At 63.5% G+C, this 26,887-nt stretch carries 22 protein-coding genes; 14 read left to right on the top strand and 8 right to left on the bottom strand.

Annotated features, from left to right (window positions below):
* Positions 1-211: 211 nt before the first annotated feature.
* From VKR55_RS16640 to VKR55_RS16610, 7 genes are all read left to right on the top strand, one after another.
* Positions 212-1,873, top strand: a complete 1,662-nt coding sequence (locus tag VKR55_RS16640) for a gamma-glutamyltransferase family protein (protein ID WP_324405003.1) — start codon at positions 212-214, stop codon at positions 1,871-1,873.
* 97 nt (positions 1,874-1,970) lie between these two features.
* Positions 1,971-2,816, top strand: coding sequence for a GntR family transcriptional regulator (locus VKR55_RS16635; RefSeq protein ID WP_324405002.1), 846 nt, complete (start codon positions 1,971-1,973; stop codon positions 2,814-2,816).
* Entirely contained in the window at positions 2,782-3,564 is a 783-nt protein-coding gene (locus VKR55_RS16630) for an ABC transporter permease (RefSeq protein ID WP_324405001.1), read from the top strand. Before VKR55_RS16635 ends, VKR55_RS16630 begins: the two co-directional genes overlap by 35 nt.
* An 86-nt stretch (positions 3,565-3,650) precedes the next feature.
* Positions 3,651-4,388, top strand: coding sequence for an ABC transporter ATP-binding protein (locus VKR55_RS16625; protein WP_324405000.1), 738 nt, complete (start codon positions 3,651-3,653; stop codon positions 4,386-4,388).
* A gap of 19 nt (positions 4,389-4,407) precedes the next feature.
* Complete coding sequence (locus tag VKR55_RS16620) at positions 4,408-5,403, top strand: ABC transporter substrate-binding protein (protein ID WP_324404999.1); 996 nt, start codon at positions 4,408-4,410, stop codon at positions 5,401-5,403.
* A 17-nt stretch (positions 5,404-5,420) separates the two neighbouring features.
* The gene (locus VKR55_RS16615; protein ID WP_324404998.1) at positions 5,421-7,049 is read left to right on the top strand and encodes a GMC family oxidoreductase; all 1,629 of its coding nucleotides are present in this window, start codon (positions 5,421-5,423) and stop codon (positions 7,047-7,049) included.
* Entirely contained in the window at positions 7,039-8,199 is a 1,161-nt protein-coding gene (locus VKR55_RS16610; protein ID WP_324404997.1) for a mandelate racemase/muconate lactonizing enzyme family protein, read from the top strand. The genes VKR55_RS16615 and VKR55_RS16610 overlap by 11 nt, the downstream gene beginning before the upstream one ends.
* 351 nt (positions 8,200-8,550) lie before the next feature.
* Here the strand turns inward: VKR55_RS16610 and VKR55_RS16605 are convergent, their stop codons facing one another.
* The 4 genes from VKR55_RS16605 to VKR55_RS16590 all read right to left on the bottom strand — a co-directional run bounded on the left by VKR55_RS16605 (position 8,551) and on the right by VKR55_RS16590 (position 11,975).
* Positions 8,551-10,005: a GntP family permease gene (locus tag VKR55_RS16605; RefSeq protein WP_324405013.1), complete on the bottom strand. Its 1,455-nt coding sequence runs from the start codon at positions 10,003-10,005 to the stop codon at positions 8,551-8,553.
* 13 nt (positions 10,006-10,018) lie between these two features.
* Positions 10,019-11,062 carry a patatin-like phospholipase family protein gene (locus tag VKR55_RS16600; protein WP_324404996.1) on the bottom strand — a complete coding sequence of 348 codons (1,044 nt, stop codon included), beginning with the start codon at positions 11,060-11,062 and terminating at the stop codon, positions 10,019-10,021.
* Between the two features lie 15 nt (positions 11,063-11,077).
* Positions 11,078-11,311, bottom strand: coding sequence for a LapA family protein (locus VKR55_RS16595; protein WP_324404995.1), 234 nt, complete (start codon positions 11,309-11,311; stop codon positions 11,078-11,080).
* 73 nt (positions 11,312-11,384) lie between these two features.
* A complete protein-coding gene (locus tag VKR55_RS16590) occupies positions 11,385-11,975 on the bottom strand; it encodes an HdeD family acid-resistance protein (RefSeq protein WP_324404994.1) in 591 nt (196 codons plus the stop codon).
* Between the two features lie 508 nt (positions 11,976-12,483).
* Between VKR55_RS16590 and VKR55_RS16585 the strand changes: the two genes are divergently transcribed.
* Both VKR55_RS16585 and VKR55_RS16580 read left to right on the top strand, forming a co-directional pair.
* The gene (locus tag VKR55_RS16585; RefSeq protein ID WP_324404993.1) at positions 12,484-14,223 is read left to right on the top strand and encodes a CocE/NonD family hydrolase; all 1,740 of its coding nucleotides are present in this window, start codon (positions 12,484-12,486) and stop codon (positions 14,221-14,223) included.
* A gap of 53 nt (positions 14,224-14,276) precedes the next feature.
* On the top strand, positions 14,277-15,521 hold the full coding sequence (locus tag VKR55_RS16580; protein WP_324404992.1) for an ABC transporter substrate-binding protein: 1,245 nt from the start codon (positions 14,277-14,279) through the stop codon (positions 15,519-15,521).
* A gap of 39 nt (positions 15,522-15,560) precedes the next feature.
* On the opposite strand, the gene VKR55_RS16575 is transcribed toward VKR55_RS16580, so the two are convergent.
* Positions 15,561-16,289, bottom strand: a complete 729-nt coding sequence (locus tag VKR55_RS16575; RefSeq protein WP_324404991.1) for a CBS domain-containing protein — start codon at positions 16,287-16,289, stop codon at positions 15,561-15,563.
* 164 nt (positions 16,290-16,453) lie between these two features.
* On the opposite strand from VKR55_RS16575, the gene VKR55_RS16570 reads away from it, so the two are divergent.
* Positions 16,454-16,912, top strand: coding sequence for a YybH family protein (locus tag VKR55_RS16570; RefSeq protein WP_324404990.1), 459 nt, complete (start codon positions 16,454-16,456; stop codon positions 16,910-16,912).
* 27 nt (positions 16,913-16,939) lie between these two features.
* Here VKR55_RS16570 and VKR55_RS16565 read toward each other — a convergent pair whose 3' ends face one another.
* On the bottom strand, positions 16,940-17,065 hold the full coding sequence (locus VKR55_RS16565; protein ID WP_324404989.1) for a hypothetical protein: 126 nt from the start codon (positions 17,063-17,065) through the stop codon (positions 16,940-16,942).
* Between the two features lie 242 nt (positions 17,066-17,307).
* Between VKR55_RS16565 and VKR55_RS16560 the strand changes: the two genes are divergently transcribed.
* The gene (locus VKR55_RS16560) at positions 17,308-18,390 is read left to right on the top strand and encodes a COG3904 family protein (protein WP_324404988.1); all 1,083 of its coding nucleotides are present in this window, start codon (positions 17,308-17,310) and stop codon (positions 18,388-18,390) included.
* 58 nt (positions 18,391-18,448) lie between these two features.
* On the top strand, positions 18,449-19,885 hold the full coding sequence (locus VKR55_RS16555; RefSeq protein ID WP_324404987.1) for a DUF5107 domain-containing protein: 1,437 nt from the start codon (positions 18,449-18,451) through the stop codon (positions 19,883-19,885).
* Position 19,886: 1 nt separating this feature from the next.
* Here VKR55_RS16555 and VKR55_RS16550 read toward each other — a convergent pair whose 3' ends face one another.
* Positions 19,887-20,924 (bottom strand): MerR family transcriptional regulator, encoded by a 1,038-nt coding sequence (locus VKR55_RS16550; RefSeq protein ID WP_324404986.1) that lies wholly within the window; start codon positions 20,922-20,924, stop codon positions 19,887-19,889.
* Between the two features lie 115 nt (positions 20,925-21,039).
* On the bottom strand, positions 21,040-22,800 hold the full coding sequence (gene ggt, locus VKR55_RS16545) for a gamma-glutamyltransferase (protein WP_324404985.1): 1,761 nt from the start codon (positions 22,798-22,800) through the stop codon (positions 21,040-21,042).
* 249 nt (positions 22,801-23,049) lie between these two features.
* On the opposite strand from ggt, the gene VKR55_RS16540 reads away from it, so the two are divergent.
* A complete protein-coding gene (locus tag VKR55_RS16540; protein ID WP_324404984.1) occupies positions 23,050-25,053 on the top strand; it encodes a hypothetical protein in 2,004 nt (667 codons plus the stop codon).
* A gap of 270 nt (positions 25,054-25,323) precedes the next feature.
* Complete coding sequence (locus tag VKR55_RS16535) at positions 25,324-26,838, top strand: AMP-binding protein (RefSeq protein WP_324404983.1); 1,515 nt, start codon at positions 25,324-25,326, stop codon at positions 26,836-26,838.
* The last annotated feature ends 49 nt before the right edge of the window (positions 26,839-26,887 follow it).

The raw sequence follows: 26,887 nt of genomic DNA, 5'->3' as shown, positions 1-26,887 counted from the left end.
AAGCACCGCTTCCTTCACTGCAACCGCTCTCGGGAGACCGACCGAAAATACCCCACGTTTAACACAGCGGACAAACTTCGTTTGCGTGGGGCCCGGTGCTGGCGGCGCGGTCCGGGAGATCGCGGGACGGCTGACACTCGTTCGCGTAGCGAAGAATCCCAACATCAGACCCGCGGGTGCAACCGATATTTGCAGCGAGGGGATTGGCGACATGCCGCTACTGTCGGGTAGTTTCCACCATCGCAAAAACCCGAATCAGGAGTTGGCCATGAACGGGACACGTCCGACAGTCTATTCAAAGTGTGGTATCGTGGCGGCGGCGCACCCTATGGCGGCATCAGCAGGTGCCAAAATGCTCGCACGCGGCGGCAATGCATTTGATGCTGTCGTGGCGGTGGCATCGACGCTCAATGTGGTCGAACCATTCATGTCGGGCCTTGCCGGCATGGGCCTGGCGACGTGCTGGATTGCGAGCGAAAAGCGGGTTCGCACACTGAATTTCGTGCCGCCGATTCCGGCGAAGTTCCCCTATCAGATATTTTCCAAACGCGACGAGATAAAACGCGGCGCCCATGCGGTCGGCACACCAGGTAATCTTGCCGGTTGGGCAGAATTGAACAAGCGCTACGGCAAATTGTCGTTCGGCGATTGCCTGCAGCCGGCCATAGCTGCCGCACACGACGGCTACGGCATCACCGAATTCAATGAGTTTGAAACGAATTCGACATCGCCTGAAATCGCCGAGCATCCGGCGCTCTATGCCCCTTGGGCAAAAAACTATACCGAGGGCTCCGGCCGAGTTCGGCTTGGCTGGGTGCTCAAACAGCCAGACCTCGCCAGGACCTATGAAGCGATCGCCAAGCATGGCTCTGGTCATCTCTATGGCGGAGCACTGGGCCGGGCCATGGTCGAGCACCTGTCCGCGACGGGCGGCTCGGTGACGATGAAAGACCTCGAAGCGACGGCGACGACGATCCCGAAATCGTGGAGCGATCCGATCACCGCCCACTATCGCGATCTGGTGGTGAACTTGCCGCCACCACCCTGTGAGGGCTTCCAGATGCTGTCGGCGCTCCGCATTCTGGACGGTTTCGCACTCGGTGCGATGGATAACAACGGCGTTGAGCACGTCGATACCGTGCTGCGTGCCATTCGCCTCGCCGCCGGCGATCGCATCGCGCATAACAATCCACCGCCGGCGAAGCTCGCCGAGCTGCTGTCGGACGCGCATGTCGCCAAGTTGCGCGCGCGCGTGCGCGACGGCGCCATCATCGATGGGCCGACGGAGCAATGGGTGGGGATGCCCGCTGGCGAACATCACACCACCTCGATGTCGATCGGCGATAGTGACGGCAATCTCGTATGCCTGACCAACAGCATTGGCTCGCCGTATGGCGCTGCGGTGATTGTGCCAGGTACAGGTGTGACGCTGAATAACTTCATGTATTGGGCCGATGTGCAGCCGCATTCGCCGCACCGCGCTAAGCCGGGCGATGCGTTGCCCATATGCATGGCGCCGACCATATCGACCCGCAACGGCGCACCGGTGTTGGCCCTTGGTACTCCCGGTAGCTACGGCATCTTGCAGACACAGGTGCAGGCGCTGGTCCAGCACGTCGATTTTGGTCATCCGTTGCAGCAGGCTATCGAGCAGCCGCGCGTGCGCTTGTGGGACGGCCGCCAGATCGAACCGGAAACGCGGTTGGCGCCTGAGGTCCTGGCCACCCTTGCCAGGCGCGGCCACGTCATCATTCCAAGCCAGAACTGGATCATGCGTGTTGGCGGCATGCATGGCGTGACGCGGGATCCATCGACTGGGTTGATGAGTGGCGGCTGCGATCCCCGCCGCGATGGTTATGTCGTGCCGGTCTAGACTAGCGCGCGACGTCGACGATCTGTCGCGTCAAACTCAAACTGGCGCGCCCGGGGCAGCGGTTGACCGGTGCTAAAAGTCCGTATATAGGGACTTTATGACTTTCGATCCCGTTCTCTTTCAGCGAAGCAGGGCGCCGATCTATCTGCAGATCGCGAAGCTGTTCCGGCAGAGGATCGAGCAGGGCGAGTGGCGCGTCGGGCAACGCATACCAACGCTTGAGGACTTGATGGCGGCCTATGGGGTGGCGCGCTCCACGCTGCGGGAAGCGTTGGCGCAGCTCGAGAGCGAAGGGGTGATTCGCCGTTCGCGCGGGTCCGGCACCTTTGTCACAAAGGACCTTTCGGCCCAGCGATGGTTCAAGTTGGCGGTGGAGTGGGATGAGCTGCTGGCGTCAGTGGCCGATCTTCGTGTCAGGGTTTTGCCGATTGGGCGTGCCGCCAACAGGGCCTTGCCTGAGCTGGACTTCATTGCGGGCGAAGCTGCCGAAGCCTACCGCCATTTGCGTCGCGTCCATTATCGAGGGGACGCTGCCTACTGCCTGATCGACATATGGCTTGACCGGAACATATTCGAACAGGATGCGGGAGCTTTCACCCGCGTGCCGGTGCTGACGCGGCTTGCCGAGGTCCCCGGCCTGACGATCGGGGCCGCCAAGCAAATCGTCCGCATTACCGTTTCCGATGCCGATACGGCCGCCTTCCTCAACATCGGCGTCGGGGATCCGATAGCGGACGTCCGTCGGGCGATCGCCGATGGGACCGGGCGCGTCGTCTATTACGCCAACATTCGTTATCCGGCTCAGCTCATCGAGATCGAAATCGATCTTTTGCGGGGCGGCAGAGCTGCGGAGAAGAACAAGACACGCAACGCCTCCCCGGTTAGTGAGGCGAAGGAAGGAGACGCCGATGGACGGCGAAAAAAGCTCGAGCGTCGTCGCTAGCGCCGCGCTCACGACCATTCCCTTTGTGGCGTTGATTGCACTCTGGGCCCTGCTGCGCGAGACGGGGCTCATTAATCCGGGATTGCTTCCGTCGCCATTGGCGGTCGTGGCGGACTTTTGGAGCGGCCTTACTCACGGAGATCTCGTCATCAACATCCTGATGTCGGTCGAGCGCGTGCTCGCGGGTCTGCTGATCGGCACGGCCGCGGCCATCCCGGTCGGATTCCTCGTCGGCTGGTATCGTCCCGTGCGGCGGTTGATCGATCCGCTGATCAACTTCTTTCGGGCGCTGCCGCCTATCGCGCTCATCCCCCTGGTTATCGTCTATCTCGGCATCGGCGAGATCGCCAAGATCGCTATCCTTTTCTACGCCTCCTTCTTTGCGGCGGTCATCGTCATGTACGAAGGAATGGCCGCAATCAGCCCAATCTACATTCGGGTCGCCAGAACGCTGGGCGCCACCGACCTCGAGATCTTCTGGCGTGTGATGGTGCCGCTCACCGTGCCGCACATGCTGGTGGCGCTGCGCGTGGCGCTTGGCGTCTGCTGGGCAACGCTCGTCGCCGCCGAACTGGTCGCCGCACAGCAAGGGCTGGGCGCCATGATTCAGAACGCCTCGTCATTCTTTGACCTCAACACCATCTATCTCGGCATCATCTGCATCGGCGCGCTGGCGCTACTCATGGATACCGTGCTGCGAAGGCTTTCGACGCGGCTCGTCTCCTGGCAGGACAAGGTCGGATCGTGAGCATGTCCGCAGCCAACGCGCCCGAGCGCATTCGCTTTGACGACATTTCGATGCAGTTTGCGACTGCGGGCGGTCGCCTCGATGTCGTGCAGCACGTCTCGCTGTCCATCATGCAAGGCGAGTTCGTCTCACTGGTCGGTCCCTCCGGTTGCGGCAAGACGACCCTGATGAACATGGTTGCCGGCTTTCTTCGGCCCACCCGAGGAAGCGTGACGCTGGACGGCAAGGCAATCGCCGGGCCGGGGCCGGACCGCGGCGTGATGTTCCAGGACTACGGCGTGTTCCCGTGGCTTTCGGTTGAGGACAACGTCGCCTTCGGCTTGAGGCTCGCGGCAAATCGAAGGTCGGCGCAGGAGCGCGCGGCGACCGTGGAGCGATACCTGCGCCTGATGGGCCTTTGGGATTTTCGGAAAGCCTACCCCAAGACGCTGTCCGGCGGGATGCGACAGCGTCTGGCCCTGGCGCGCGCCTACGCCGTCAACCCCGAATTCCTGCTGATGGACGAGCCCTTCGGTGCTCTTGACGCGCAGACGCGCAGCGCGATGCATGATCTGCTGCTCGATGTCCTGCATGCGGAGGGCAAGACGGTCTTGCTGATCACGCACTCCGTCGAGGAGGCGGTTTACCTGTCGACGAAGGTGGTCGTGATCTCGGCGCGCCCCTCTCGGATTCGGGAGGTGATCGATATTCCATTCGCATATCCCCGGCGTCACGAGCTGCAGGATACACACGAGTTCGGCGCACTGAAGTCTCGGATCTACGATCTCGTCATGCGCGAATACGCTGCGCAGGAAGCGCAGCGCAAGCCGGCAGATTACAGCTGAAAACCACAGGGAGGTCCTCATGCATCGTCGTCATTTCCTGAAATTGGCGGGTGCCGCCGCTGTCTCATCCACGCTCTCATCGCCGACGATCGCTGCACCGGCGACGAAGGTCAGGCTCGGCTATCTGCACACCCTGGCGGTGGACGGTCAGATCTGGCTCGCCGAGTCGCAGAAACTCTGGACAGAACATGGGCTCGAGATGGACTACATCCAGTTCCAGACCGGGCTCGAAGCCTTTCAGGCGATGACCGGGGGCAGCATCGACATGCTCGCGACGGGAGCCGTGCTCTCGAACTTTCCGGCACGCGGCCAAGGCAAGGTGTTTCTCATCAACGACGTCGAGTTCGCCACCGCGCAGCTCTGGGTTCACCCGGAGATGGGTATCAAGACAATCGGCGATCTGAAAGGCAAGACGATTGCGACAACCATCGGCACCACTGCTCACGTCTTCCTCGATACGGCGCTGCGGAAGAACGGCATCGACCCGAAAACCGTGACATTGATCAACCAGCGTATGCCTGATGCGGTAACCGGCTTCATTTCAAAGGCGGTCCCCGCAGTCGCGCTCTGGGTGCCGTTCAACGTGTCGGTGGAACAGAAGTCGCCGGACGCGAAGATGCTGATCGACGCGTCCGCATTCTATCCGGAAGCAGCGATCGTCGACGGCTGGGTTGCCGCGAACGGTTTCCATGAGAAAAACAAGGATGTCCTCACGCGGATCATCCAGGCGTGGGCCACGGCGAACGATTATCTGGTGCAGAACCCGGATAAGGCGATCGCCACCTTGCAGGAGCAGCACTATCAAAACGTCGCCCTGCCGGAGCTTATGGGGCAGTTCAAAGCGGAGAAAGTCTTCACCTCGCGGGAATGGCGTCAGAAATATGCTGACGGCACGGTCACCAAATGGCTGCAGCAGGTTACGGACTTCTTTACCGGCTTCGCGAAGATCCAGGACCCGGTACCGGCATCCAAATATTTTGATACCTCGCTCTACATGAGCGCCATCAAGGCATAAGCCGGAGCTCCGGGTGCATGCTGCGTGCCGATTACGACTACATCATCGTGGGTGCCGGATCGGCCGGTTGCGTTCTCGCCAACCGGCTTTCAGCCGACGCATCAGTTCGAGTGCTGCTGCTCGAGGCCGGCGGCTGGGACCGGAATTTCTGGCTGCGGTTGCCGGTAGGCTACTTCAGAACCATCTACGACGAACGTTTCTCGCGCCTGTTTGTCACTGAACCGGGACCTGAAGCAGGCGGGCGAGCCATCGTGTGGCCGCGCGGTCGCGTGATGGGTGGCTCGAGTTCGATCAACGGTCTGCTGTACATTCGAGGACAACATCAGGACTACGACGACTGGGCAAAGAAGGGTGCGACAGGCTGGGACTACCGTTCCGTCCTCCCCTACTTCAAGAGATCGGAACGCTACGAAGGCGGAGAAAGCGAATATCACGGAGGCAGCGGCGAGCTTGGCGTCTCTGAGTTGCGCAACGACCATCCGTATTGTCGCGCCTGGCTCGAGGCGGCTCAGCAATATGGATTGCCCTTTAACACCGACATGAACGGCAAGACCGAATACGGTGTGGGCTCCTACCAGCTTTCCATTCGGAACCGGTGGCGCTCGAGCGCGGCAAGGGCGTTCCTGCATCCCGTGCGCAACCGGCCGAATCTGAGCATCCTGCCGCGCGCTTACGTGAACCGGGTCCTGTTCGACGGCCAGCGGGCGGTTGGCGTCGAATATGCCTCTGTGGGATCGCGGGAAGTAAAGATCACGCGCTGCCGGCGGGAGATTATCCTCGCCGCGGGCACGATCCAGTCGCCCCAGATTCTTCAGCTCTCCGGAATCGGTCCTGCCGCGCTGCTTCGGCAGCATCGAGTGCCGGTGGTCGTGGATGCTCCCGAAGTCGGCGAAAATCTGAAGGACCACTATCAGGCCCGAACGATCGTGCGACTGAAGCAGCGCATGTCGCTCAACGATGATGTACGCAACCCTGTCAAGCTCATGAGAATGGGGCTGGACTGGGCATTGCGCAGTCGAGGACCACTGACCGTCGGGGCGGGGCAGGTCGGTGGTTTTGCCAAGACCGAACATGCTTCGGACGATCGAGCGGACATTCAGTTCAACGTGATGCCGCTTTCCGTCGATAAGCCGGGAGATCCCTTGCATGACTATTCGGGGTTCACCGCTTCGGCCTGCCAGTGCCGACCGCTTTCGCGCGGTCGGATCACGATCCGCTCTGCTGATCCACTGGAAAGCCCCCGGATTGACGCGAACTATCTCGCCGAAGAGCGGGACCGCAAGACGCTCGTCGCCGGAGTTCGGATGCTGAGAGAGATCTATGCCCAGCCCGCATTTCGCGACCTCATCGCTGCGGAGGTGTTGCCGGGATCGCAGCGGCAAGGCGACGCTGATCTCTTGAATTTCGCGCGGACGATCGGCGGTACGGTTTTCCATCCCGTGGGCACGTGCCGCATGGGGAGCGACGATCGAGCCGTCGTTGATCCGCAGTTGCGGGCTCGGGGAGTCGTTGGCCTGCGTGTGGTCGACGCCTCGGTAATGCCCGACATGATCTCATCCAACACCAACGCAGCCTCCATCATGATCGGCGAGAAGGGCGCTGCGCTGATCCTTGAGGACGACGGGACGCCGAATTATGGAGCCTGAGGCGGAGCTTCCATATTCTTCCGGCCATCCTGCCCTCGTCCTTGCGAAGGTCGAGGCGATGGTTTTTCGTGCTCCGATCGAAGATCCCGTTATCACCTCGTTCGGCGTCATGACCAGTCGGCCGAGTGTTGTGATCAGGATCGAGGACGCGGACGGTGCTGTCGGCTGGGGAGAAGTCTGGTGCAATTTTCCGGCGGTTGGCGCCGAGCACCGTGCCCGGCTGTTCGAGAATGTGGTTGCGCCGCTGCTCCTGGAGCGGGACTGGGCCACGCCGCTCGAGGCGTTCGAGACACTCAGCCGCAAGCTGCACGTTCTGGCTATTCAGTGCGGCGAGGAGGGACCCCTGGCCCAGGTCATCGCAGGCGCGGACGTGGCCCTTTGGGATCTTGTGGGGCGGCGGTTGAACGTCCCGTTATGGCAGTTGTTCGCAGGCGCCGCTGAGGTAACGGTCTATGCGTCAGGTATCAATCCTGTCGAGCCGGAGGCGACCGCGGAGCGGAAGCGCAAGGAAGGGTATCGCGCGTTCAAGCTGAAGGTTGGCTTTGGGCTTGAGCGCGACATCGCCAATCTGCGAGCGCTTCGCGATCTTCTTGGCAGGGACGTTCCGCTCATGGTCGACGCCAATCAGGCCTGGGACGCGGATACCGCAATTCGGATTGCGCCGCAGCTCACCCAATTCGAGCTCGATTGGCTCGAGGAGCCGATTGCGGCGGATCGTTCGGCGGCGGAATGGCTTCGTGTCGCATCGGCGAGTCCGGTCCCGCTTGCAGGGGGAGAGAACATACGCGGGCTCGCGAGCTTCGCGGAAGCGATCGAGGGAAACGCCCTCAAGGTGATCCAACCTGACCTCGGAAAATGGGGAGGGTTCAGCGGCTGTCTCAGAGTCGGCCGACAGGCGCTTGAGCAGGGCAAGCTGTTCTGCCCCCATTGGCTCGGAGGGGGCATTGGCCAGGTCGCGTCGATGCACCTCAAGGCAGCGGTTGGCGGAGACGGTTACGTCGAGGTCGATTCCAACTTCAACCCGCTTCGCGAGCTCTTGGGCAATCCTTTCCCGGCAGTTTCCAAAGGGAAGGTAATGCTGAGCGGCGCGCCCGGCCTAGGTATCGAGCCGGACATCGAACGGCTTAGGCCTTTTCTCGTGTCTTTTTAAGGAGGACGGTCAGGCGCCAATCCATTTTCGGGAAATAAAGGCCGGTACGCCGCCCACCGCGATCAGAATGGCCAGGACTTGTGAGATAATCCGAAGGGTGTCGAAAGGGTCGACGTGTTGGCTGTCCTGCTTGCAAATCAAGCGCAGCAGCAGATCACTCGACAATTCTGGGAAGCTCAATCAATTCGAGCAACAAAAAGGTGTCGGGGACCCGAGAGAACCGGTGGCGATCAATGCACTGTCGCTTTCTCGAAAGGCCTGCGCAAGCGCCTTATACCGGATCGAGGCACGATGGCGATCGCAATGAGATGCCAAAGGCCGCGTCTCTCTCACCCGTGCATTCAAGCCGGCTCAGAATGATCCCGCCATCGAGCCGATTACGATCACGACAACAAGCGCAATCAGGGCACCGACGATTCCGACCATGACGATGTCGCGATAGCTCTCGCGGTGCGTCGCGCCGCAGACTGCGAGCAGCGTTACTACCGCGCCGTTGTGCGGCAGACTGTCGAGGGTGCCCGATCCGATCACAGCAACGCGATGCAGGAGAGCCGGATCGAGCCCGATCGACGTCGCGCGCTCCAGGTAGGTCGCGCCAAGCGCGTCGAGCGCGATCGTGAGCCCGCCGGATGCCGATCCCGTGAGCGCGGCAAGCACGTTGGCGGCGACCGCCAGCGACACCAGTGGGCCGCCGCCGATACCGAGAACGGCATCGCGCACCACTGCGAACGCCGGCATGGCGGCCACGACCGCGCCGAAGCCGACTAGGCTCGCAACACTCATCGCCGGCAGCACGGCGGCATTGGCGCCGGCGTCCATGGTCGTGCGGAGAGCCGGCAATCGTCTGTGACTGACTGCGAGCACCGTGACAATCGCGCAGGCGAGCGCAGATATCACCGCCCAGACGCCACCCAGATCGGCCAGCGAGACGCCGCCGAAACGAGCCTCCGCCAGATAGCGCGTGTCGAGTGCGGGCAGAATGAACAGCGACATCGCGAGATTGACCGATATCACCACGACGAGGGGCAAGGCGGCGAGCACGATGGGCGGTGGTGTGTCTGCTTGCTTGCCATGCACGATTTCCGCCGGATCGAACTCGCGCGCCGTGGTCGCCCGCTCGCGTAATTTTTCATCGGTTGCGAGACGATCGGCCGGCATCGGTGCGCCGCCGCCAAAGCCTTCGCCCCGCCGCTTCGCCGCTCTCTCCTCGCGGTCGAGCCACCACAGGCCGAAGCCAAGCATGATCAGCGACGCCAGAATGCCGAGCCCTGGTGCTGCGAATGGCGTGGTGCCGAAGAACGGCATCGGGATTGCGTTCTGGATGGACGGCGTGCCGGGCAGCGCCGACATGGTGAAGGTCGAGGTGCCGAGCACGATGGCCGCCGGCATCAGCCGGCGCGGGATATTTGCGGCGTGAAACAGCTCCTGCGCCATCGGCGCCAGAACGAAAAAGGCGACGAACAGGCTCAGGCCCCCGTAGGTGACCAGCGCGCCGGCGAGCACGACGGCCAGCATCGCTCGCTCTGGACCCAGCCGCTCCGTCATGAAAGTCGCAATGGCGGACACCGAGCCCGAATCCTCCATCAGCTTGCCGAACACCGCGCCCAGCAGAAACAATGGGAAGAAGCGTGCAAGAAAGTCCGCGGCACTGCCCATGAAGGTCTGGGTCCAGTGCGCAAGCAGGGGTTCGCGGGAGAACAGGGCCGCGACAAGAGCTGCGATCGGCGCGAGCAGCAATACGCTCCAGCCGCGGAACGCGAATGCGATCAAAAGAGCGAGCCCGCCAAGCATCCCCGCAAGTCCGATCAGCGTCATCGGCTCAGCACTCCGTGAGCAAGACGTCGAGGTCAGCGGTCGACCGTCGGCCGAGATCATCACCATGGCTTGCAAGGAATTCATCGGCGCAGCGGCGTCCCTCCTCCTTGAGCAGCGCGATGAACGTGCTTTCGGCATTCAGCTTCGACGACGCGCCGAACTCCGCGAGCCTATCGCTCTTGATCGCGTGCGTCCGCATCCCGGCCCAACGTGCGCCTTCGCCACTGCCCGGATCGGCCACCTGGCGCAGCAACGCAATCATGCGCAGCTCCTTCATGAGCGGCGAATTGAAGGAAATCTCGTTGAGCCGGTTCAGGATCTCGGCTGCGGAGCGCGGCGAGTCGGTGCGCTCGCGCGGATTGATCTGGACCAGGATGGTGTCGTGTCCGTCCGTCTCCCGGACCAGCGGCGTGATGGTGGGATTGCCGGCATAGCCGCCGTCCCAGTAAAGCTCGCCGCCAATCTCGATCGCCTGGAACATCGTTGGCAGGCAGGCCGAGGCAAGCAACACGTCTGGTGTGATTTCGGCATTGCGGAAGATGCGGCCGCGGCCCGTGCGTACACTCGTTGCGGTCACGAACAGCTTCATGGGGGCCTGCTTGAGGCGATCGAAGTCGATGCTTTCCGCGAGGATCGTGCGCAGCGGGTTGAAGCCGAGCGGATTGAGATCATAGGGCGAGAGCATCCGCGACATCAGGTCGAACGCGAAATAGGCGGGCGAGGTGTCAAGGGTCCAGCGGCCCATCAGGCGATCCAGCGGCGAGCGCTGCAATGGGCTGAACGCGGCCGCGCGCGACACGCGCTCCCAATAGGCGTCAAGCGACGCCTTGGCGCTTGCGGCGCCGCCATTCGTCCAGCCACACGCCAGCACGGCGGCGTTCATCGCGCCGGCCGACGTGCCGGAGATCCCCGCGATTGTCAGCCACGGCTCCTCGAGCAGGCGATCGAGGACGCCCCAGGTGAACGCGCCGTGCGAGCCGCCGCCCTGCAAGGCGAGGTCGATCAGGATCGGCTTCCGCGCGGTCTCGTTTGGCGGCTCTGGCTCCACCGGCGCTCCGAATTCTCAGGCTGAACCCATGACGCTCCGTCTCGATCCCGCGTAGGACCGGCGCAGCAAGGCCAACAGACTGCCACCTGTCGCGGCGCCAAGGAGGTAGACGACGATCACCAGCAGCGCGAGCGGCGCGCGGACCTCGAATCTGAGGAACGATACGGTCACGACTTCAAGGTTCTGCAGTGCGAAGATCAACGTCGCCAGCGCGAACAGAATGATCAGGGACAAATAGATCCAGCGCATGGAATCTCCTCCCTCCCGAAGGGCGGGAAACTGATACTAAACCGTCGATCGCGACGGCACGGTCACGACGCGATCAGGCCGGTCGCGCAGCCGGAACGCGATGCAGGCCAAGGCCGAGCCCGATCCATCCGGCGCCCGCCATGATAAGGTCGATACCCAGGAACAGGCCGAGGATGTAAACGCTGTTGACCGGCCAGTGCACCAGGATCACGAGGCCGACCAGGAGCGTGATGACGCCGGAGAGCGCCACCCAGATCCATGGCATTTCGCGCTTCATGTTGAATGCCAGAAAGATCCGCACGACGCCGGAAGCAACCAGCGATGCGCCCAGTATCAGCGTGAGCAGCACGGCGGCGAACAGCGGGTTCTCGAACGTCACAAAGCCTGCGACGATGTAGAGCACGCCAAGCAAGCCCCAGATCAGGAATTTGCCCCAGCTCTTGACCTGGAAAGCGTTGAAGAGCTCGGCGACGCCGGCGACGATCATCATGACGCCGACGACGAAGACGCTCGCGACCGTCGCCATCACGACGCTGCCGAGCGCAACGAAGCCGGCGACGACATAGACGAAACCGAGTGCGACGATCCACCCCCACTTTGCGCGGAGCGGCGCCACATCGGTTCCGGTTCGAAGACTTTGCAGAATAGCCGAAGAACTTGTCATGACGGTCCTCCGATGCGAAAAACCTGCCCGACATTGGTCTGTAAGAGACACGCCAAGATAGCGGAGGTTTGATGGCGGCCACAACAGCGATCTTCCGTCCACGGTCCAGTTCCATCATGTGTCAGGGCGGCACACCATGGCGCTGCTCGGCATCCGTGATCTGCGGAAGATCGGGTAGGGCGTGCATCATGTGCCGGGGGCTGATAGCGCCATGCACGAGATCGATGGTGTGATGACGGCACTCCGACCTGCGGTGTCCAAAGCGGCAATGCGTTTGCGCGCTAAAGCGCGATGATCGATCATCATCGCGCCTGGCCCATTGTTTGCGCACGGTCTTGTCGGACCTGTCTTCGCCCGCCGAAGCACCAGGCCACGAGGACAGCCCATTCCAGGGGCGCGCGCAGGCGGGAAACGGCTGCACCCTCGTCCGGACCATGCGTTTATCGCTTGATAATTTACGCAAGACAGGTTTCCATCGCGACGCATGGCGGCAGCGGGGGGCGTGCGGATGGCCGCCACGGTGGTCCAGGACGGCATGGCGATCGACCGGGATGTCGATATCCCGGTCGACGATGGCGCCGTGCTCAAGGGCGACGTGTTTCGGCCAATCTCGGGCGAACCCTGTCCCGCCCTTTTGACCTACGGCCCCTACGCCAAGGGCCTTTCCTTCCAGCAAGGTTATCCGACCGCCTGGCAGAAGATGGCAGCTAGCCATCCGGACGTCGCTTACGGGTCGACCAACAAATATCAGAACTGGGAGGTCGTCGATCCCGAGAAGTGGGTGCCGCACGGCTACGCCTGCGTGCGCGTGGATTCGCGCGGGACCGGCCGCTCACCGGGGTTCATCGATCATTTCTCGCCGCGTGAGACGCGCGACTTCTACGGCTGCATCGAATGGGCCGCGCGGCAGCCGTGGTCGAACGGCAGGATCGGCCTTTCGGGTGTGTCGTATTACGGCATCAATCAGTGGCATGTCGCTTCACTCCGGCCGCCGCATCTCAAAGCCATGTGCATCTGGGAAGGCGCGGCCGACTGGTACCGCGACATGACCCATCACGGCGGCATCCTCTCGACCTTCTGGGCGAACTGGTACGACATGCAGGTGAAGACCGTGCAGTACGGTCTTGGCGAACGCGGTCCGCGCAATCCGGTCTCCGGCCTTTGGGTGTGCGGCGACGAGACGCTGTCCGACGACGAGCTCGCGCGCAACCGCTGCAGCTTCGGCGAGGACATTCTCAAGCATCCGCTCGATGACGACTATCACCGCGCGCGTTCGCCGCAATGGGACAAGGTGACGGTGCCTTTCCTGTCCGCCGCGAATTGGGGCGGGCAGGGCCTGCATCCCCGCGGCAATTTCGAGGGATTTGTGCGCGCTGCTTCCGAGGAGAAGTGGTTGGAGGCCCATGGCCTTGAGCATTGGACGCATTTTTATACCGATTACGGGCGCACGCTGCAGAAGGCCTTCTTCGATTACTATCTGAAGGGCGAGGATAATGGTTGGCGCGAGCGGCCTCGCGTCTTGCTGCAGGTGCGCCACGTCGATCGCTTCGAGGAGCGGAGCGAAGCAGAGTGGCCGCTTGAGCGAACCGCCTGGACCAGGTTCTATCTCGATCCGGCTTCCCAGACCTTGTCAGCTTCGCCGCCTGCGACATCCGGCAGCGTGCCCTTCGACGCGGCCGGCGACGGCCTCACCTTCCTGTCAGAGCCACTTATCGAGGAGACCGAAATCACCGGACCGCTCGCCGCGCGCCTGCGCGTTTCCTCCTCGACATCCGATGCCGATCTCTTTCTCGTATTTCGCGTCTTCACGGCCGACCTGCGCGAAATCGTGTTCGTGGGCGCGATCGATCCACATACACCGGTGGCCCAGGGCTGGCTGCGCGCCTCGCATCGCAAGCTCGATAGCCGCCTCTCAAAACCATGGCGGCCCTATCACTCCCATGACGAAAAGCAGCCCCTCGTCCCGGGCCAGCCGGTCGATCTGGACATCGAGCTCTGGCCAACGTCCATCGTCGTGCCGGCCGGATGCCGGATCGCATTGTCGGTGCGGGGGCGGGATTACGAATGGCAGAAGACGACGGGGCTGCGGCTCTCGAACTTCAAGAACGAGCTGACGGGGTGCGGACCGTTCCTGCACGACGACCCGCGCGACCGGCCGGCGTCTGTCTTCGCCGGGCGAACGACCCTGCATCTCGACGATCATGAGGCGAATTACCTGCTGCTTCCGATGATCCCACGGAAGCAGTGACGGAAGGACGAAACTGCGCGAACGATAGATCATACAAAATCAGGGAGGACGTCATGAGGATCACGAGACGCGACTTGATGCAGGCGGGTGCGGCGACCGCGCTGGCAGGCTTTGCGGGGCAGGCGGCTGCGGAAACCGCCGGCGCGATCCGCGTGGGACTTCTCACGGTGAAGACGGGGCCGCTCGCCTCAGGCGGCATCGATATGGAGCGCGCGCTCGTGATGTACTTGAGCGAGCGCAACAATGAGCTTGCCGGGAGGAAGGTCGAGCTGATCGTGGCCGATACCGCCGGCGTTCCCGCGACTGCGCGCACCAAGACGCAGGAGCTCGTCGAGCGCAACAACGTGCATTGCCTGATCGGCCCGCTCGCCGCCTTCGAGGCGCTCGCCATCGACGATTATATCCGCCAGACCAAGACCCCGACGCTGTCGGTTGCCGCCGCCGAGGACATGACGCAGCGTCATCCCAACCCCTGGTTCGTGCGCGGCACCTCGACCTCGTCGCAATGCGCGCATCCGATGGCGGACTATTGCGCCAAGGAATTGAAGTTCAAGCGCATGATCACCATCGCCGACGACATCGCCTATGGCCAGGAGATGTGCGCAGGCTTCCAGCGCGTATTCGAGGAGGACGGCGGCAAGATCATCCAGAAACTGTTTCCGCCGCTCACCGTGCCCGACTATGGGACCATCGTGACCGATCTCAAGCCCGACGCGGATGCAATCTTCCTCGGGCTTGCGGGCTCGAACGGTTTCCGCTTCCTCCGACAGTTTGTCGAATACGGCATGAAGGATAAATTGACGCCGGTCGGCGGCATGACGGCGCTCGATGAAGCCGTGCTGCGCAACATGGGCGACGAGGCGCTCGGCATTGTCACGGCCTGCTGGTATTCCGCCGAGCTCGACAACCCGCTCAACAGGAAGTTTGCACCGGCCTTCCGCAAGCAATTCAGTTACGACCCCGGCTTCTACGCCGCGAGCACCTATGTCGAGGCGGCCGTGCTGGAAGCGGCCTTGAAGGCGGTCAATGGCAAGGTCGAGGACAAGGATGCCTTCATGGCCGCGCTGCGCGCAACCAATGTCGATACCGTGCGCGGGCCGGTCAAGTTCGACCAGTACGGCAACGTGGTCGGCAACGTCTATATCCGCAAGGTGGAGCGCAAGGACGGTCGCCTGGTCAATTCGGTGATCAAGACCTATTCCGATGTCAGCCAGTTCTGGACCTACGATCCGAAGCAATTCCTCGCCAATCCCGTCTATTCGCGCGACTGGCCGCCGGCGAAGAATCTCGAGAAGTAGGGAGACGATGCAGACCTTGATGCCGGGGACCAGGGACCGTCAGCTTGCCTTCGCCCATTCGTCATCTTCGGGAGAAGACTGGAAGTAGCCGGTCTCGAGGTCCGTCCAGCAAAGATGATCATGCACCTTGACGACTCCCTCGACGTTCTCCGCGGCAACGATGGCCGCCTGCCGGGAGCGTTCGTCGGTGATCGAGCCGCTCAGGTGCACGATGCCATCGCGGACGATGACGTTCAGGCCGATGGGACGCCAGTCGTATTTCTCGATCTCGGCGATGATCCGCCGGCGGATGTGGTCGTCATCGGCTGTGGGGTCAGGCACATCACGGGCAAGGCTTGCGAGGGCCTGCAACAGATTGGATCGCGACACGATCCCGACGACTTTTCCGTCGCGCACGACCGGGACCCGCTTGATGTGCTTCCGCTCCATAACCGCAACGATTTCCGGTAGCGATGCCTGCTCGCTGACCGTGATCGGCGGCCGCGTCATGATTTCCGAAACCTTGCGGCCATGTTCGCGGACATAGTCCTCGGCGGCGCCGCCGTAACCGAGAAAGAAACTCAACAGACGACCGCGCTGGCGCGGCGTGCCGATTTCGCTCCTGCGTAGAAAATCACCCTCTGACAGGATGCCCACGGCAGTGCCTGCCTTGTCGACCACGGGGAGCCCGCTGATGTGCTTCCGCAGCATGAGGTTTGCCGCCTCGGCGACCGTTGCGTCGGGATCAACTGAAATCACATTCCGCGTCATGATCTGGTGTGCGCGCATGCAGGGCTCCAAGGCTGGTTTGGATCAGGTTAGGGGCACGCCGGCAGGGATGGCTTGATTTGAATCAACCGGAATCGGGGGCCGTGAACCCCGCTTGGCCGGCCGGGCCATGTTTGATGAAATCAATCACCCGCGATATCAATGATTGCCATCAAGGACACCCCATGACCCTGCCGCCAGCCACGCCTGCCGATCTCGCCGCCGTCAAGGCCTGGTTTGCCGAGCTTGCCGAGCATGTGCGGGCGGTCGATTTCGCCGCCGCGCGTCATCTGTTTGCCGAGGACTTTGTCGCCTTCGGCACCTTCACCGATTTCATGATCGGCCGCGAGCTTGCGGAGGACAATCAGTGGCGCAACGTCTGGCCGACCATCGACGGGTTTGTCTGGCAGCTGGACGAAGCGAGGGCGATGGTCTCGCCGGACCGGCTGTTTGCGGTCGGGCTCGCGGTGTGGGATTCGACCGGGTATTTTCCCGACGGCAAGCCGTTCGACCGCAAGGGCCGCGCCACCGTGTCCTTCACCCGCGCGCATGTCGGCGATCCCTGGACTGCGACGCATACGCATATGTCGCTGTTCCGCGGCACGCCCGATGTCTCGCACGGCAAGAAGCCGTCGAAGAGCTGATTCCGCGCGGTCCTCTCGTCGCCAGGCTCAGCGCATAAGACACCGGTATTCGAGCCGGGCGAATGCATCGGCGGCGCGATCGACGAGCGCGGCACATGAGGCAGGAATGCCGGCGGCGAAGCGAATGAGTTCCCTCAACATGCGCATCTTCATCTGACTGGCCTGCCGACATTGGCGAGGCGGTTCTGGCCTGATCTCCGGCCCATGCCGCCGTCGGCGGACGCATCCGCCTTGTTTTTGGTGCCGGCTCCATTCCGCTGGGTTCGATCCCTCTGTTCCAGGTCTGCGCGCGCCCTCGTGAGCGTGCGCTTCCTCACAGAATTTTCCCCGCCACCATCGAAAAATCGCCCTGCCTGTCCGTCGAGCCCTGACGAAGGAACCAAGGACAAGGACCCGTGACCCACGCGCTGCATGATTCGCTGATGGACGACGCGAGCGAAACATCCGCTTTCGGCCATGCCGCCGATGCGCCCGGCCTCGCGCCGCCACCGTTGCCGCCGGCCCCGCTGCCGCCGCCGCTGCCGAGAGCGCCGGCGCAAAATGTCTTCGTGCGGCATTGGCGCGGCGAGCTGTCGCTGGCGCGCTCCTATTGGGTCAACCATTTGGTGCTCGGCATTTGCGTCGGCGTCTCGCTCGCCGCGCTTGCGGCGGCCATCAACCACCGCGCGGCCGAGCAGCCGGTGCGCTGGCTGATCTCGCTCGGCCTGACCTGGGGCGGGATCATCCTGTTCTCGCTCTGGGCGATGGTCGGCGTCTGGCGCGCGGCGACGGCCTACCGCCGAAGCGGCAAGCGCTTCTGGGGCGCGGCCGCCAAGGTGACGATCGGGCTCGGCTTGCTCAACCTCGTTTACAGCCTTTGCGTCGTCGCGATCCCGCAGACCTCCGGCGTGCTGGAGATTCTCGCCGGCGACAAGCGCCTCGGGCCGCATCACTTCAAGGTGATGAACAACGGCACCATGCTCGATTTCTCCGGCGGCATCTCGTTCGGCACGGCCAGGGAGTTCGAGACCATGCTGAATGCCATGGACAACGTCCGCACCGTGCGGCTGAATTCGATCGGCGGGCGCATCGCCGAAGCGCAGAAGATCTCCGACCTGATCCGTGCGCGGCGACTGTCGACCTACGTCACGCAGCAATGCCTCTCCGCCTGCACCATCGTCTTCCTCGGCGGCAGGCAGCGCTATCTGTTCGCGAGCGCCAGGCTTGGGTTCCACCAGTCCTACTTCCGGGGTCAGACCGCGGCTGACAAGCGCCTTGGCATTGCGCGGGAAGAAGCGCGGCTCGAACATTTTGGCTTGAGCCGCGCCTTCGCCGAGCACGCCAATGCCGCAGGCCCCACGGGCATGTGGTTCCCTGGGCAGAGCGAGCTGTTGAGCGAGCATGTGGTGACGATGATCATCCAGCCGCGGCCGCCGAAGCCGGTCAAGCCTGCGCCGTTCAACACGGCGAGCGCTGCGCCAGTAGCGCAGGCGAGGTGAGCGCGCGCTGCGTTTCTGCGCTAGAATTGCCGCTCCTCCTCATTGGAAGGCGACGGACATGGCAATTCGTGGTCGCGGGCCTGGCCGCATCCTTGTCGCGGCTGCCGTGCTTTCGGCTATCGGCGCGCCGGCGCGTGTGCAGGCGCAGGCCACAGACAAGGTTTCGCTCAGCAAGTCGACGATTTCCTGGAGCACCGTCAAATACGCAAGCGATGCCGAGAACGGATTCGTCGCCGGCTCGCTCGACAAGAAGACGATCGTCGAGCACACGTTCAAGACCTACGTGCTCGAGAACCGGTATCTCAAGGTCACGCTGGTGCCGGAATTCGGCGGGCGCATCATTTCGATTCTCTACAAGCCGACCGGCCATGAGGAGCTTTACCGCACCGAAGTCGGCGTGCCCTACGGCATCAAGGCCGGCAATTTCTATTACGACTGGCTGATGGTCTATGGCGGCATCTTCCCGACCTTTCCGGATCCCGAGCACGGCAAGACATGGCTCAAGCCCTGGGCGTTCAGGATCGTGAATCAGACGGACAGCGAAATCACGGTGGCGATGTCGATCAAGGACGATTTCGCCTACTCCGCGCCGCCGGGCAAATTCATGAAGGGCTCGAGTGGCATCGAAGCGACGAACTTTGTCACGCTGAAAGCCGGCCGCGCCGCGCTCGACGCCCGCGTGGTGCTGAAAAATCCGAAAGACGAGAGCATCAAATACGAATACTGGACCTGCACCGCGCTCGCGCCGGGATCGGAGGCGAACCATCCGATGACGACCGCCGGCGCCGAGATCGTCGCGTCGATCGCGGCCTACACCACGCCAGGCTGGTCGGCGAACATTGCCGAAGGCGATGCGAGCGCGGGCTCGGGCCGGCATCGTTTCGAAAAAATCCGCTCCTTCAAGAACTGGCCGACGATGGGCATCGCCTACGCCGCGCCCGATATGCAAGGTGGCAATTTCTGGGGCGTGATCAATCACGACAATGAAGAGGGCATCATCCGCATCGCCGACAACAAGGTGACGCGGGGCTTGAAGATGTGGACCTGGGGATTTCCGTCGCTTGCGAACGCAGCCGAGGCGCGCAAGAACCCGAACGAGGCGCAGCCCTATGTCGAATTGTGGGCCGGCGTCTCGGACCAGTTCTTTCACAAGGCCGATTTCCCGGCGCACGGCGAAGTGTCGATACCGGAGACGTACAGCCCGATCGTCGGCATGAGCAACGTGACACAGGCGAACGAGAACATCCTGATTAATTTCTTGGCTGACGCGTCGCGCGTGAATCTTCAGTTCTTCGCCATCAAGCCGACCGCGCCGCTTCGTGTCACCTTGAAGCGCGGCGAGACGGTCCTGTTCGATGACCGCGTGCAGCCCGATCCGAAAAACGGCAACCATATTTCAGCGGCTATCGCCGCCGGCAATGGCGATCAAGTGCGGCTGACGATCAGCACCGCGGAGGGCGGAGAGCTGATCTCGGCGGAGACGAAAATCAAGTAGATCACGCCACATCGGGCCGCCACGCGATCACGCCTTCGGTACGGGCGCGCACCTCGGGCGAGGCGAGACAGGTCGCCACCGCCTCGTAGCCGGCAACGCCCGGATAAGGCGCGACACGCCTCGGCGGGCTGTGATTGGCGGGGCAAAGGATGATCGCCTCGTCCGGGCCGACGGCAGCGAGGTCGAGGATCGCAGTCGATCGCGTCAGGAGGAACAGTGGTCGTGCGCCGGACCTCGCACGTTGGCGCAGATGGGCGCTCAGGGCTTCCTGCGTCGCCTGGTCCAGTCCCTGCTCTACCAGGTCGATGACCAGAATGGCGGGTCCATCGGACTCAAGGGCGACGATCAGGGCGAGGAGAGCATCGGATACCACGGCGCCTTCATCCACCAGCCAACTCAAGACTTGATCGACGCGCGCTTTGAGGGCGGGATCGGCATCGCGCCGCGCGCGAGCCGCGGCTCCGCCATCCGCCAGCCTGTCCGGACCAAGGAACGCGGCATCGGGCAGCGTTTCGGAGAGGCGCTGTGCCAGGCGGGTCTTGCCGCTGCCGAGCGGGCCGATGATGTAGGTCAGCGGCCTGATATCAGAGAGCTCGAAAACTTCGCCGCCCCACGGCCAGGGAAGCTCAAAGCTGACACCGAGCGTCGCGGATGGATTGAGCAGACGCGCCAGCTCTCCGCTCGCCGGCGTCATGCCGCGGATGAGGTCGGCGCGAACGCCTTGAACCCTTTCGAGCGTAGCGGCCAGCTCGCGGATGCGAGCTTCCAGCGCCGCCTGGTGCGCGGCGAGCGCCGGCTCAAGGCTCTCGGGCTCGCCTTTGCGCGCCCGCGCGATCTGCGCAAGGCTAAGCCCGAGCCGGCGCAGCGCCACGACCTCGCTGGCCTCGGCCATCTGCTCAGGCCCATAGGCGCGCCATCCGGCCGGCGTGCGGCCAGGGGAAATTAGGCCGCGCTCCTCGTAGAGCCGCAGCGCCTTGGGCGAGACGCCGAGCCGTTTCGCCGCTTCGGACGGACTCAGGAATCGGATGGAGGGTGTCACGACTCACCTCGTTGTTGGCTGTCCCGGCCAACCTTATCGAGGCGGCCCCAGGGGGCAGGTCAAGAGGTTCTTGATCGAGGACGCGCCAATTTCGTTGGCCACGCAGGGACCGCCTCTAATACCCCAGTGCTGATCCGGTGCCGCCGCGCGGATCGTTTGCCCCATAGTACCGGTTGCGACCGATCGGCTTGCCGCCAAGGCTGGGCGCGCCGACCATGATCGCGTCGACGTGGTTGGCCTCCTCCGAATCCTCGAATCGATAGCCCATGCCCTCCATGATCTGGCGGGTGTCGGGCGAAAGCGCGTAGGGCTCCGCCTTCGTCACGTCCGGCATCCACTGATGATGGATGCGAGGGGCATCGACGGCTTCCTGAATATTCATCCGGAAATCGACGACGTTGAGGATCGTCTGCAGGACAGCCGTGATGATGCGGGCTCCCCCCGGCGTGCCGAGAATGAGGAGGGGCTTGCCGTCCTTGGTGAGGATCGTCGGGGTCATCGAGCTCCGCGGCGTCTTGCCGGGCGCAATGGCATTCGTATCTCCCTGGACAGCTCCGTCGGCGCTGGTGCCACCCGGGTTCGGCGTGAAATCGTCCATCTCGTCGTTCATCAACACGCCTGTGCCCGACGCAACGACCTTTGCTCCGAACCAGTCGTTGAGCGTGTAGGTCATCGAAACCGCGTTGCCGGCATTGTCGATGATGGAGAAGTGCGTCGTGTGGGTGCCTTCGTGAGGCGCAACGCCGGGCTTGATCGCGCTGGAGTCTCCTGCCTTGTCCGGCTTGATCTCCTTCCGGATTTTCGCGGCGTAGCTCTTGTCGATCAACGCGCTGACGGGGTTTTTGACGAAATCCGGATCGCCGATAAAACTGGCTCGATCGGCAAAAGCGTGACGCATCGCCTCGATCTCGTCATGCAGCGCCGCTGCAGATCCCCAACCGAGCTGGCGCAGCGGATATCCCTCCAGAATGTTCAGCATCTCGCAGATCGCGACACCGCCCGAGCTCGGTGGCGGCGCCGAGATCACGTGATAGCCGCGGTATTCGCATTCGATCGGAGCAAGCTCGCGGGTCTTGTAGCGCGCAAGATCCTCGCCATCGATGATGCCGCCGCCCGCTTTGCTCGCCTTGACGATGGCCGCGGCGGTCTTGCCCCGGTAGAAACCGTCAATGCCGCGCCTTCGGATCAGGCGCAACGTATCGGCAAGCTCGCCCTGCACCAGCCTCCGGCCGGCCGAGAAAGCCTGTCCCTTGTCGAGAAAGATGTCAGCGGTCGGAGGAAATTTTCTCAAGTCATCGGCCTGGGAAGCCAGCATGTCGACGTCGCCTTGCTGCAGCACGAAGCCGTTGTCGGCGAGCTTGATCGCCGGCGTGATCAACGCGGCGCGCGTCATTGTCCCGTACTTCTTGCGCGCATACTCCAGGCCCGAGACGGTGCCGGGGACGCCGACGGCGAGCCAGCCGATCGTGGTCAGGCCCTTGATGATGTTTCCGTCCTTGTCGAGATACATGCCGCGGCTCGCTGCAAGCGGGGCCTTTTCGCGGAAATCGAGGAACGTCGTTCGTCCATCGGCAAAGCGGATGGTCATGAAGCCGCCGCCGCCCAGATTGCCGGCTGCCGGGTAGACCACGGCGAGCGCGTATCCCACCGCGACCGCGGCATCGACCGCATTGCCGCCGCGCTTGAGAATGTTGACGCCGACGTCGGTGGCCAGATGCTGCGCACTGGCCACCATGCCCTTCTCGGCGGCTACCGGTCTTTCCGAGGCGGCATTGGCTGCCGCGACCACCAGCAGCGACCAGGCGCAGGCAAGTAGCGTGCATGCCCGCGGCAGCGTGGCGAAGCCGGTGGCCAATCGACGGAGGCTGATTTTCATTGCGCCGCTCAAAACCCGCAAAGACATGAAGATCATCTCTCTCCGCCCTATGGGGCCTGCGCGGCGTCTCGTCGCGGCGTGTTCCAACTGCCCCGGCGAAACCCGGATGCGGCGCGATGATCCTATAATGGCCATGGAACCCGGATTCAATTCCGCTGACTTCCTCCGCTCGATTCGCTACGTTGCGATCCGGCCCGCGGGCAGGGCCGGATGCAGGTTTTAAGGACCTGAGCAGGGGACTATCTCGAGATGTTTGTTCGGCGCCGCTTAATTGCCGCTGCCACGGCATTCTTGCCGATCACGGGCGGGCTTTTTCTGTTGCTGCTCGGCGCGACGCAATCTGCGGCCGCGGCCGCGTCCGATGCCTGCGCAAGCTCGGGCGAGGTGACGATCCTGCCGTCGCCGTTTTCGCCCTGGAGCGGCGCGCCGCTGCGCGTCATGGTCGCCGCCGAGAAGCCGGTCGATGGCGTGCTGTCGCTGATTGCGCCCGATGGCAGCGTCGCGGTCAAATCGACTGACCGGCACGACGGGCCGCCTTATTTCTGGTTTGCCGAGGTCGCTGCTCCGGCCGCCGGCACCTGGCACGCGACGCTGCAGCGCTCGGCAGGTTGCAGCCCCGTCACCCACGACATCGCCGTCGGCGCACGCAAGCCGGCGCCGGTTCGCTTCCCGCCGGGAAGCATCTGGCAGGTGCGCAATAGCTGGAACAGCACCTACGAAGCGCTGTTCTCGGCATGGATCGCAAAACTGTTCGACGCGCCGCCCGACCAGGATCTGGACTGGAAGGTCTGGTACGAGGTGCTGCGCGACCAGTCGCGCAATTTCCTGTACAACTATCTCGGACGCAACGAAGACAATACCCAAACCGGCCTTCGCCCCGACTGCGCCGACTTCGTCTACTTCCTGCGCGCCTATTTTGCTTTCAAGATGGGACTGCCGTTCGGCTATTCGAGCTGCTCGCGCGGCTTCGGCGGCAAACCGCCGCGATGCTCCCAGTGGTTCAACGTCGCTCATCCCGAGGTCACGCGTCCGGCTCCGCCGCCCGGCCAGGTCGTTGCGCAGGCAGCGCCGGAGCCTGCTCCCCCTCCGCCCGAGCGGAGGCCGACCTTCATGGGCTTGTTTGGCCGGTCAGAGCCGCCGCCCGCTCAACCGCCCGCGGCTCCGGCTGCGAAGCCGGCTCCGCCGGCGCCGAAGGCTCCGACGAATTTTGGCGAATATCTGCGCGACGTCGGCGACGTCGTGCAGACCGGCGCCGTGCGTGCCGGCGACGAAAGCGCCGATTTCTACACGGTGCCGCTGACGCGAGAGGCGCTGCGCCCGGGCACGGTCTACGCCGACCCCTACGGCCATGTGATGATGCTGGTGCGCCGCGTGCCGGAAGTGAACGGCACGCCCGGTGTGTTCCTCGCCGTCGACGCCGAGCCCGACGGATCGATCACGCGCAAGCGCTTCTGGCGCGGCAACTTCCTTTTCGCGCACGAACCCTCGCTCGGCACCCCCGGCTTCAAGCATTTCCGCCCTATCATCCGCGAGAAGAGCGGCTCGTTGCGGCGGCTCGCCAACGCCGAGATCAACAAGGACCCTGACTACAATGATTATTCGCCCGAGCAGTCGCAGATGGGCGTTGAGGATTTCTACGATCGCATGGACGACGTCATGTCGCCCGAGCCGCTCGATCCGGTGCGCGCGATGACGGACGCCATCACGAGCCTGCACGAGCAGATCAAGATACGCGTCACCTCCGTGGAGAACGGACGGAAATGGCAGGACAAGCAAGGTGGCGACGCGACCATGCCGAACGGCGCTTCGATCTTCGAGACGACTGGCGCCTGGGAGGATTTTTCGACACCGGCGCGCGATTTTCGTCTCTTGATCGCCATCGACGTGGTGCGCGGTTTCCCGGATCGCTTCGTGCGCCGCGCCAACCGCTATGCGCTGCCGCCCGGCAAGAGCGTCGCCGACATGAAGGCCGAATTGCAGACCATGCTTGAGTCGGAGCTTGCCTCTCGCAAGATCACCTATACCCGCAGCGATGGCTCGCCATGGACGCTGTCGGTCAAGGATGTGGTCGATCGGGCGACGGATTTCGAGATGGCCTATAACCCGAACGACTGCGTGGAGCTCCGCTGGGGCGCGCCCGAGAACAGCGAAGAGGCCTCGACCTGCAAGCGTCACGCGCCGCAGGCGCAGCGCGCGAAAATGTCGGAATACCGTGCCTGGTTCCGCGACCGGCACTGGCCGGCGCATAGCTGACGGGTGCGCGCTTGCCGATGCCGCGGGGGATACGTCATTGCGAGCCAACGGGTCGCGCGAATGCGCCCCCGATGACAGGCTCCGCGAAGCAATCCAGAGTTTCGCGCGGGCTGTGTGGATTGCTTCGGTCGCTTCGCTCCTCGCAATGACGAGGCTTAGGCAATCGGCCCTGATCGCGCCGTTTCGCTGCCGCGCCGCAATTGCCTCGCGCGGGGGGCGATGCGATAGTGATCAATCAAAAGCGCCCTCATGCGCCACGGAAACGCCCGCATGCTGATCCCGATTGCCGATGTGCCGCGCTGGTATGCCGAGCGCAAAGCTCTTGATGCCATTGCGATCGGTCACGGGGCGGAGAAGCCCACCTGGTGGCAGCTCGAGCGCAATGCCAACCGGCGCGCCCGCGCGTTTGCGGCCAAGGGCGTCAAGCCCGGCGATTTCGTCGCCATTGGGCTGCCCAACAGCAACGAATTTTTCGAGACCACCTTTGCGGTGTGGAAATGCGGCGCGACGCCGACCTCGCTGTCGTGGCGGTTGCCGCGCGGCGAGGCCGCGGCGGTGCTGGAGATCCTGAAACCTTCGCTGGTCGTCGGCGGCGAAGCCGACTGGAACGCAGGCGATACGCTGCCCGCGGGTTTTGTGCCGGAAGGTTTTTCGGACGAACCGCTGACTAACCTGGTGGCGCGTTACTGGAAAGCGATGACCAGCGGCGGCTCGACCGGGCGGCCGAAGGTGATCCTCGATCATCAGCCGGCGGTGATGGAAACCTCGATCGATCAGCCGCAGCCGCTCGGCATTGCGCCCGGCACGACGCTGCTCAATCCCGGCCCGCTCTATCACAACGCGCCTTTCCTGGTGTCGCATTTCGCGTTGTTCGCCGGCGGACGGATCGTCGGCATGCAAAAGTTCGATGCCGAGGAGACGCTGCGCCTGATCGCGAGCGAACGCGTCGAATGGGTGAATTTCGTGCCGACCATGATGCATCGTATCTGGGCTCTGCCGGAAAGCGTGCGCAACGCCTATGATCTCTCGAGCCTCAAGGTCGTGTTTCACATGGCCGCTCCGATGCCGCCATGGCTGAAGGAAAACTGGATCACGTGGCTCGGGCCGGAGCGCATCTTCGAGCTCTATGGCGGCACCGAGCGGCAGGGCGCGACCATCATCTCCGGCGTCGAATGGCTTGCGCACAAGGGCTCGGTCGGGAAGATCGGCGAGACCGCGCGGCTGCGCATCATCGGCGACGACGTCGCGCCGGGCGAGATGGGCGAAATCTATTTCCTGCCCAATGACGGCCCCGGCTGCACTTATCACTATCTTGGCGCCGAGCCGAAGCGCCGCGCCGACGGATGGGAATCGCTCGGCGATATCGGGCGGCTCGATGCCGACGGCTATCTCTATCTCGGCGATCGCCTCGCCGACATGATCCTGCGCGGCGGCGCCAACATCTATCCCGCCGAGATCGAGGCCGCGGTGAGCGCGCACCCGGACGTCCGCTCCTGCGTCGTCGTCGGCCTGCCCGATGCCGAATTCGGCCAGCGCGTGCACGCGATCGTCGAGCTTGCCGATGCGAGCGAAGCGCAGGCGATCGCCGACGCCATGGGCGAGTTTCTCGCCGAGCAACTCAGCCGCTACAAGCACCCCGAAAGCTTCGAGGCCGTCACGGTCGCCCCGCGCGACGATACAGGCAAGGTCCGCCGCACGCTGCTGCGCGACGAACGCGCGAGCTGGCTGAAGGAGGGGCGCGAGTTTCGGATCTTCCCGGCGCGGACAAGGGCGAAGGTGGGGTGAGAGGCGTACAAGGCGGGGTGGACTCGAGGATAACCGCAGCATTGAGCAT

The sequence above is a fragment of the Bradyrhizobium sp. genome (assembly GCF_035309285.1).
Taxonomy (GTDB): Bacteria; Pseudomonadota; Alphaproteobacteria; order Rhizobiales; family Xanthobacteraceae; genus Bradyrhizobium.
Note: the sequence above shows the minus strand (reverse complement) of the source record. Positions and strands in the feature narration are given on the sequence as shown.

Excerpts from the sequence above, each read along its gene's own strand:
- VKR55_RS16640 (WP_324405003.1), top strand. The coding sequence starts at position 212 with ATGCCGCTACTGTCGGGTAGTTTCCACCATCGCAAAAACCCGAATCAG.
- VKR55_RS16635 (WP_324405002.1), top strand. The coding sequence starts at position 1,971 with ATGACTTTCGATCCCGTTCTCTTTCAGCGAAGCAGGGCGCCGATCTAT.
- VKR55_RS16630 (WP_324405001.1), top strand. The coding sequence starts at position 2,782 with ATGGACGGCGAAAAAAGCTCGAGCGTCGTCGCTAGCGCCGCGCTCACG.
- VKR55_RS16620 (WP_324404999.1), top strand. The coding sequence starts at position 4,408 with ATGCATCGTCGTCATTTCCTGAAATTGGCGGGTGCCGCCGCTGTCTCA.
- VKR55_RS16615 (WP_324404998.1), top strand. The coding sequence starts at position 5,421 with ATGCTGCGTGCCGATTACGACTACATCATCGTGGGTGCCGGATCGGCC.
- VKR55_RS16610 (WP_324404997.1), top strand. The coding sequence starts at position 7,039 with ATGGAGCCTGAGGCGGAGCTTCCATATTCTTCCGGCCATCCTGCCCTC.
- VKR55_RS16595 (WP_324404995.1), bottom strand. The coding sequence starts at position 11,311 with ATGCGCTGGATCTATTTGTCCCTGATCATTCTGTTCGCGCTGGCGACG.
- VKR55_RS16590 (WP_324404994.1), bottom strand. The coding sequence starts at position 11,975 with ATGACAAGTTCTTCGGCTATTCTGCAAAGTCTTCGAACCGGAACCGAT.
- VKR55_RS16585 (WP_324404993.1), top strand. The coding sequence starts at position 12,484 with ATGGCCGCCACGGTGGTCCAGGACGGCATGGCGATCGACCGGGATGTC.
- VKR55_RS16580 (WP_324404992.1), top strand. The coding sequence starts at position 14,277 with ATGAGGATCACGAGACGCGACTTGATGCAGGCGGGTGCGGCGACCGCG.
- VKR55_RS16575 (WP_324404991.1), bottom strand. The coding sequence starts at position 16,289 with ATGCGCGCACACCAGATCATGACGCGGAATGTGATTTCAGTTGATCCC.
- VKR55_RS16570 (WP_324404990.1), top strand. The coding sequence starts at position 16,454 with ATGACCCTGCCGCCAGCCACGCCTGCCGATCTCGCCGCCGTCAAGGCC.
- VKR55_RS16565 (WP_324404989.1), bottom strand. The coding sequence starts at position 17,065 with ATGAAGATGCGCATGTTGAGGGAACTCATTCGCTTCGCCGCCGGCATT.
- VKR55_RS16555 (WP_324404987.1), top strand. The coding sequence starts at position 18,449 with ATGGCAATTCGTGGTCGCGGGCCTGGCCGCATCCTTGTCGCGGCTGCC.
- ggt (WP_324404985.1), bottom strand. The coding sequence starts at position 22,800 with ATGAAAATCAGCCTCCGTCGATTGGCCACCGGCTTCGCCACGCTGCCG.
- VKR55_RS16540 (WP_324404984.1), top strand. The coding sequence starts at position 23,050 with ATGTTTGTTCGGCGCCGCTTAATTGCCGCTGCCACGGCATTCTTGCCG.
- VKR55_RS16535 (WP_324404983.1), top strand. The coding sequence starts at position 25,324 with ATGCTGATCCCGATTGCCGATGTGCCGCGCTGGTATGCCGAGCGCAAA.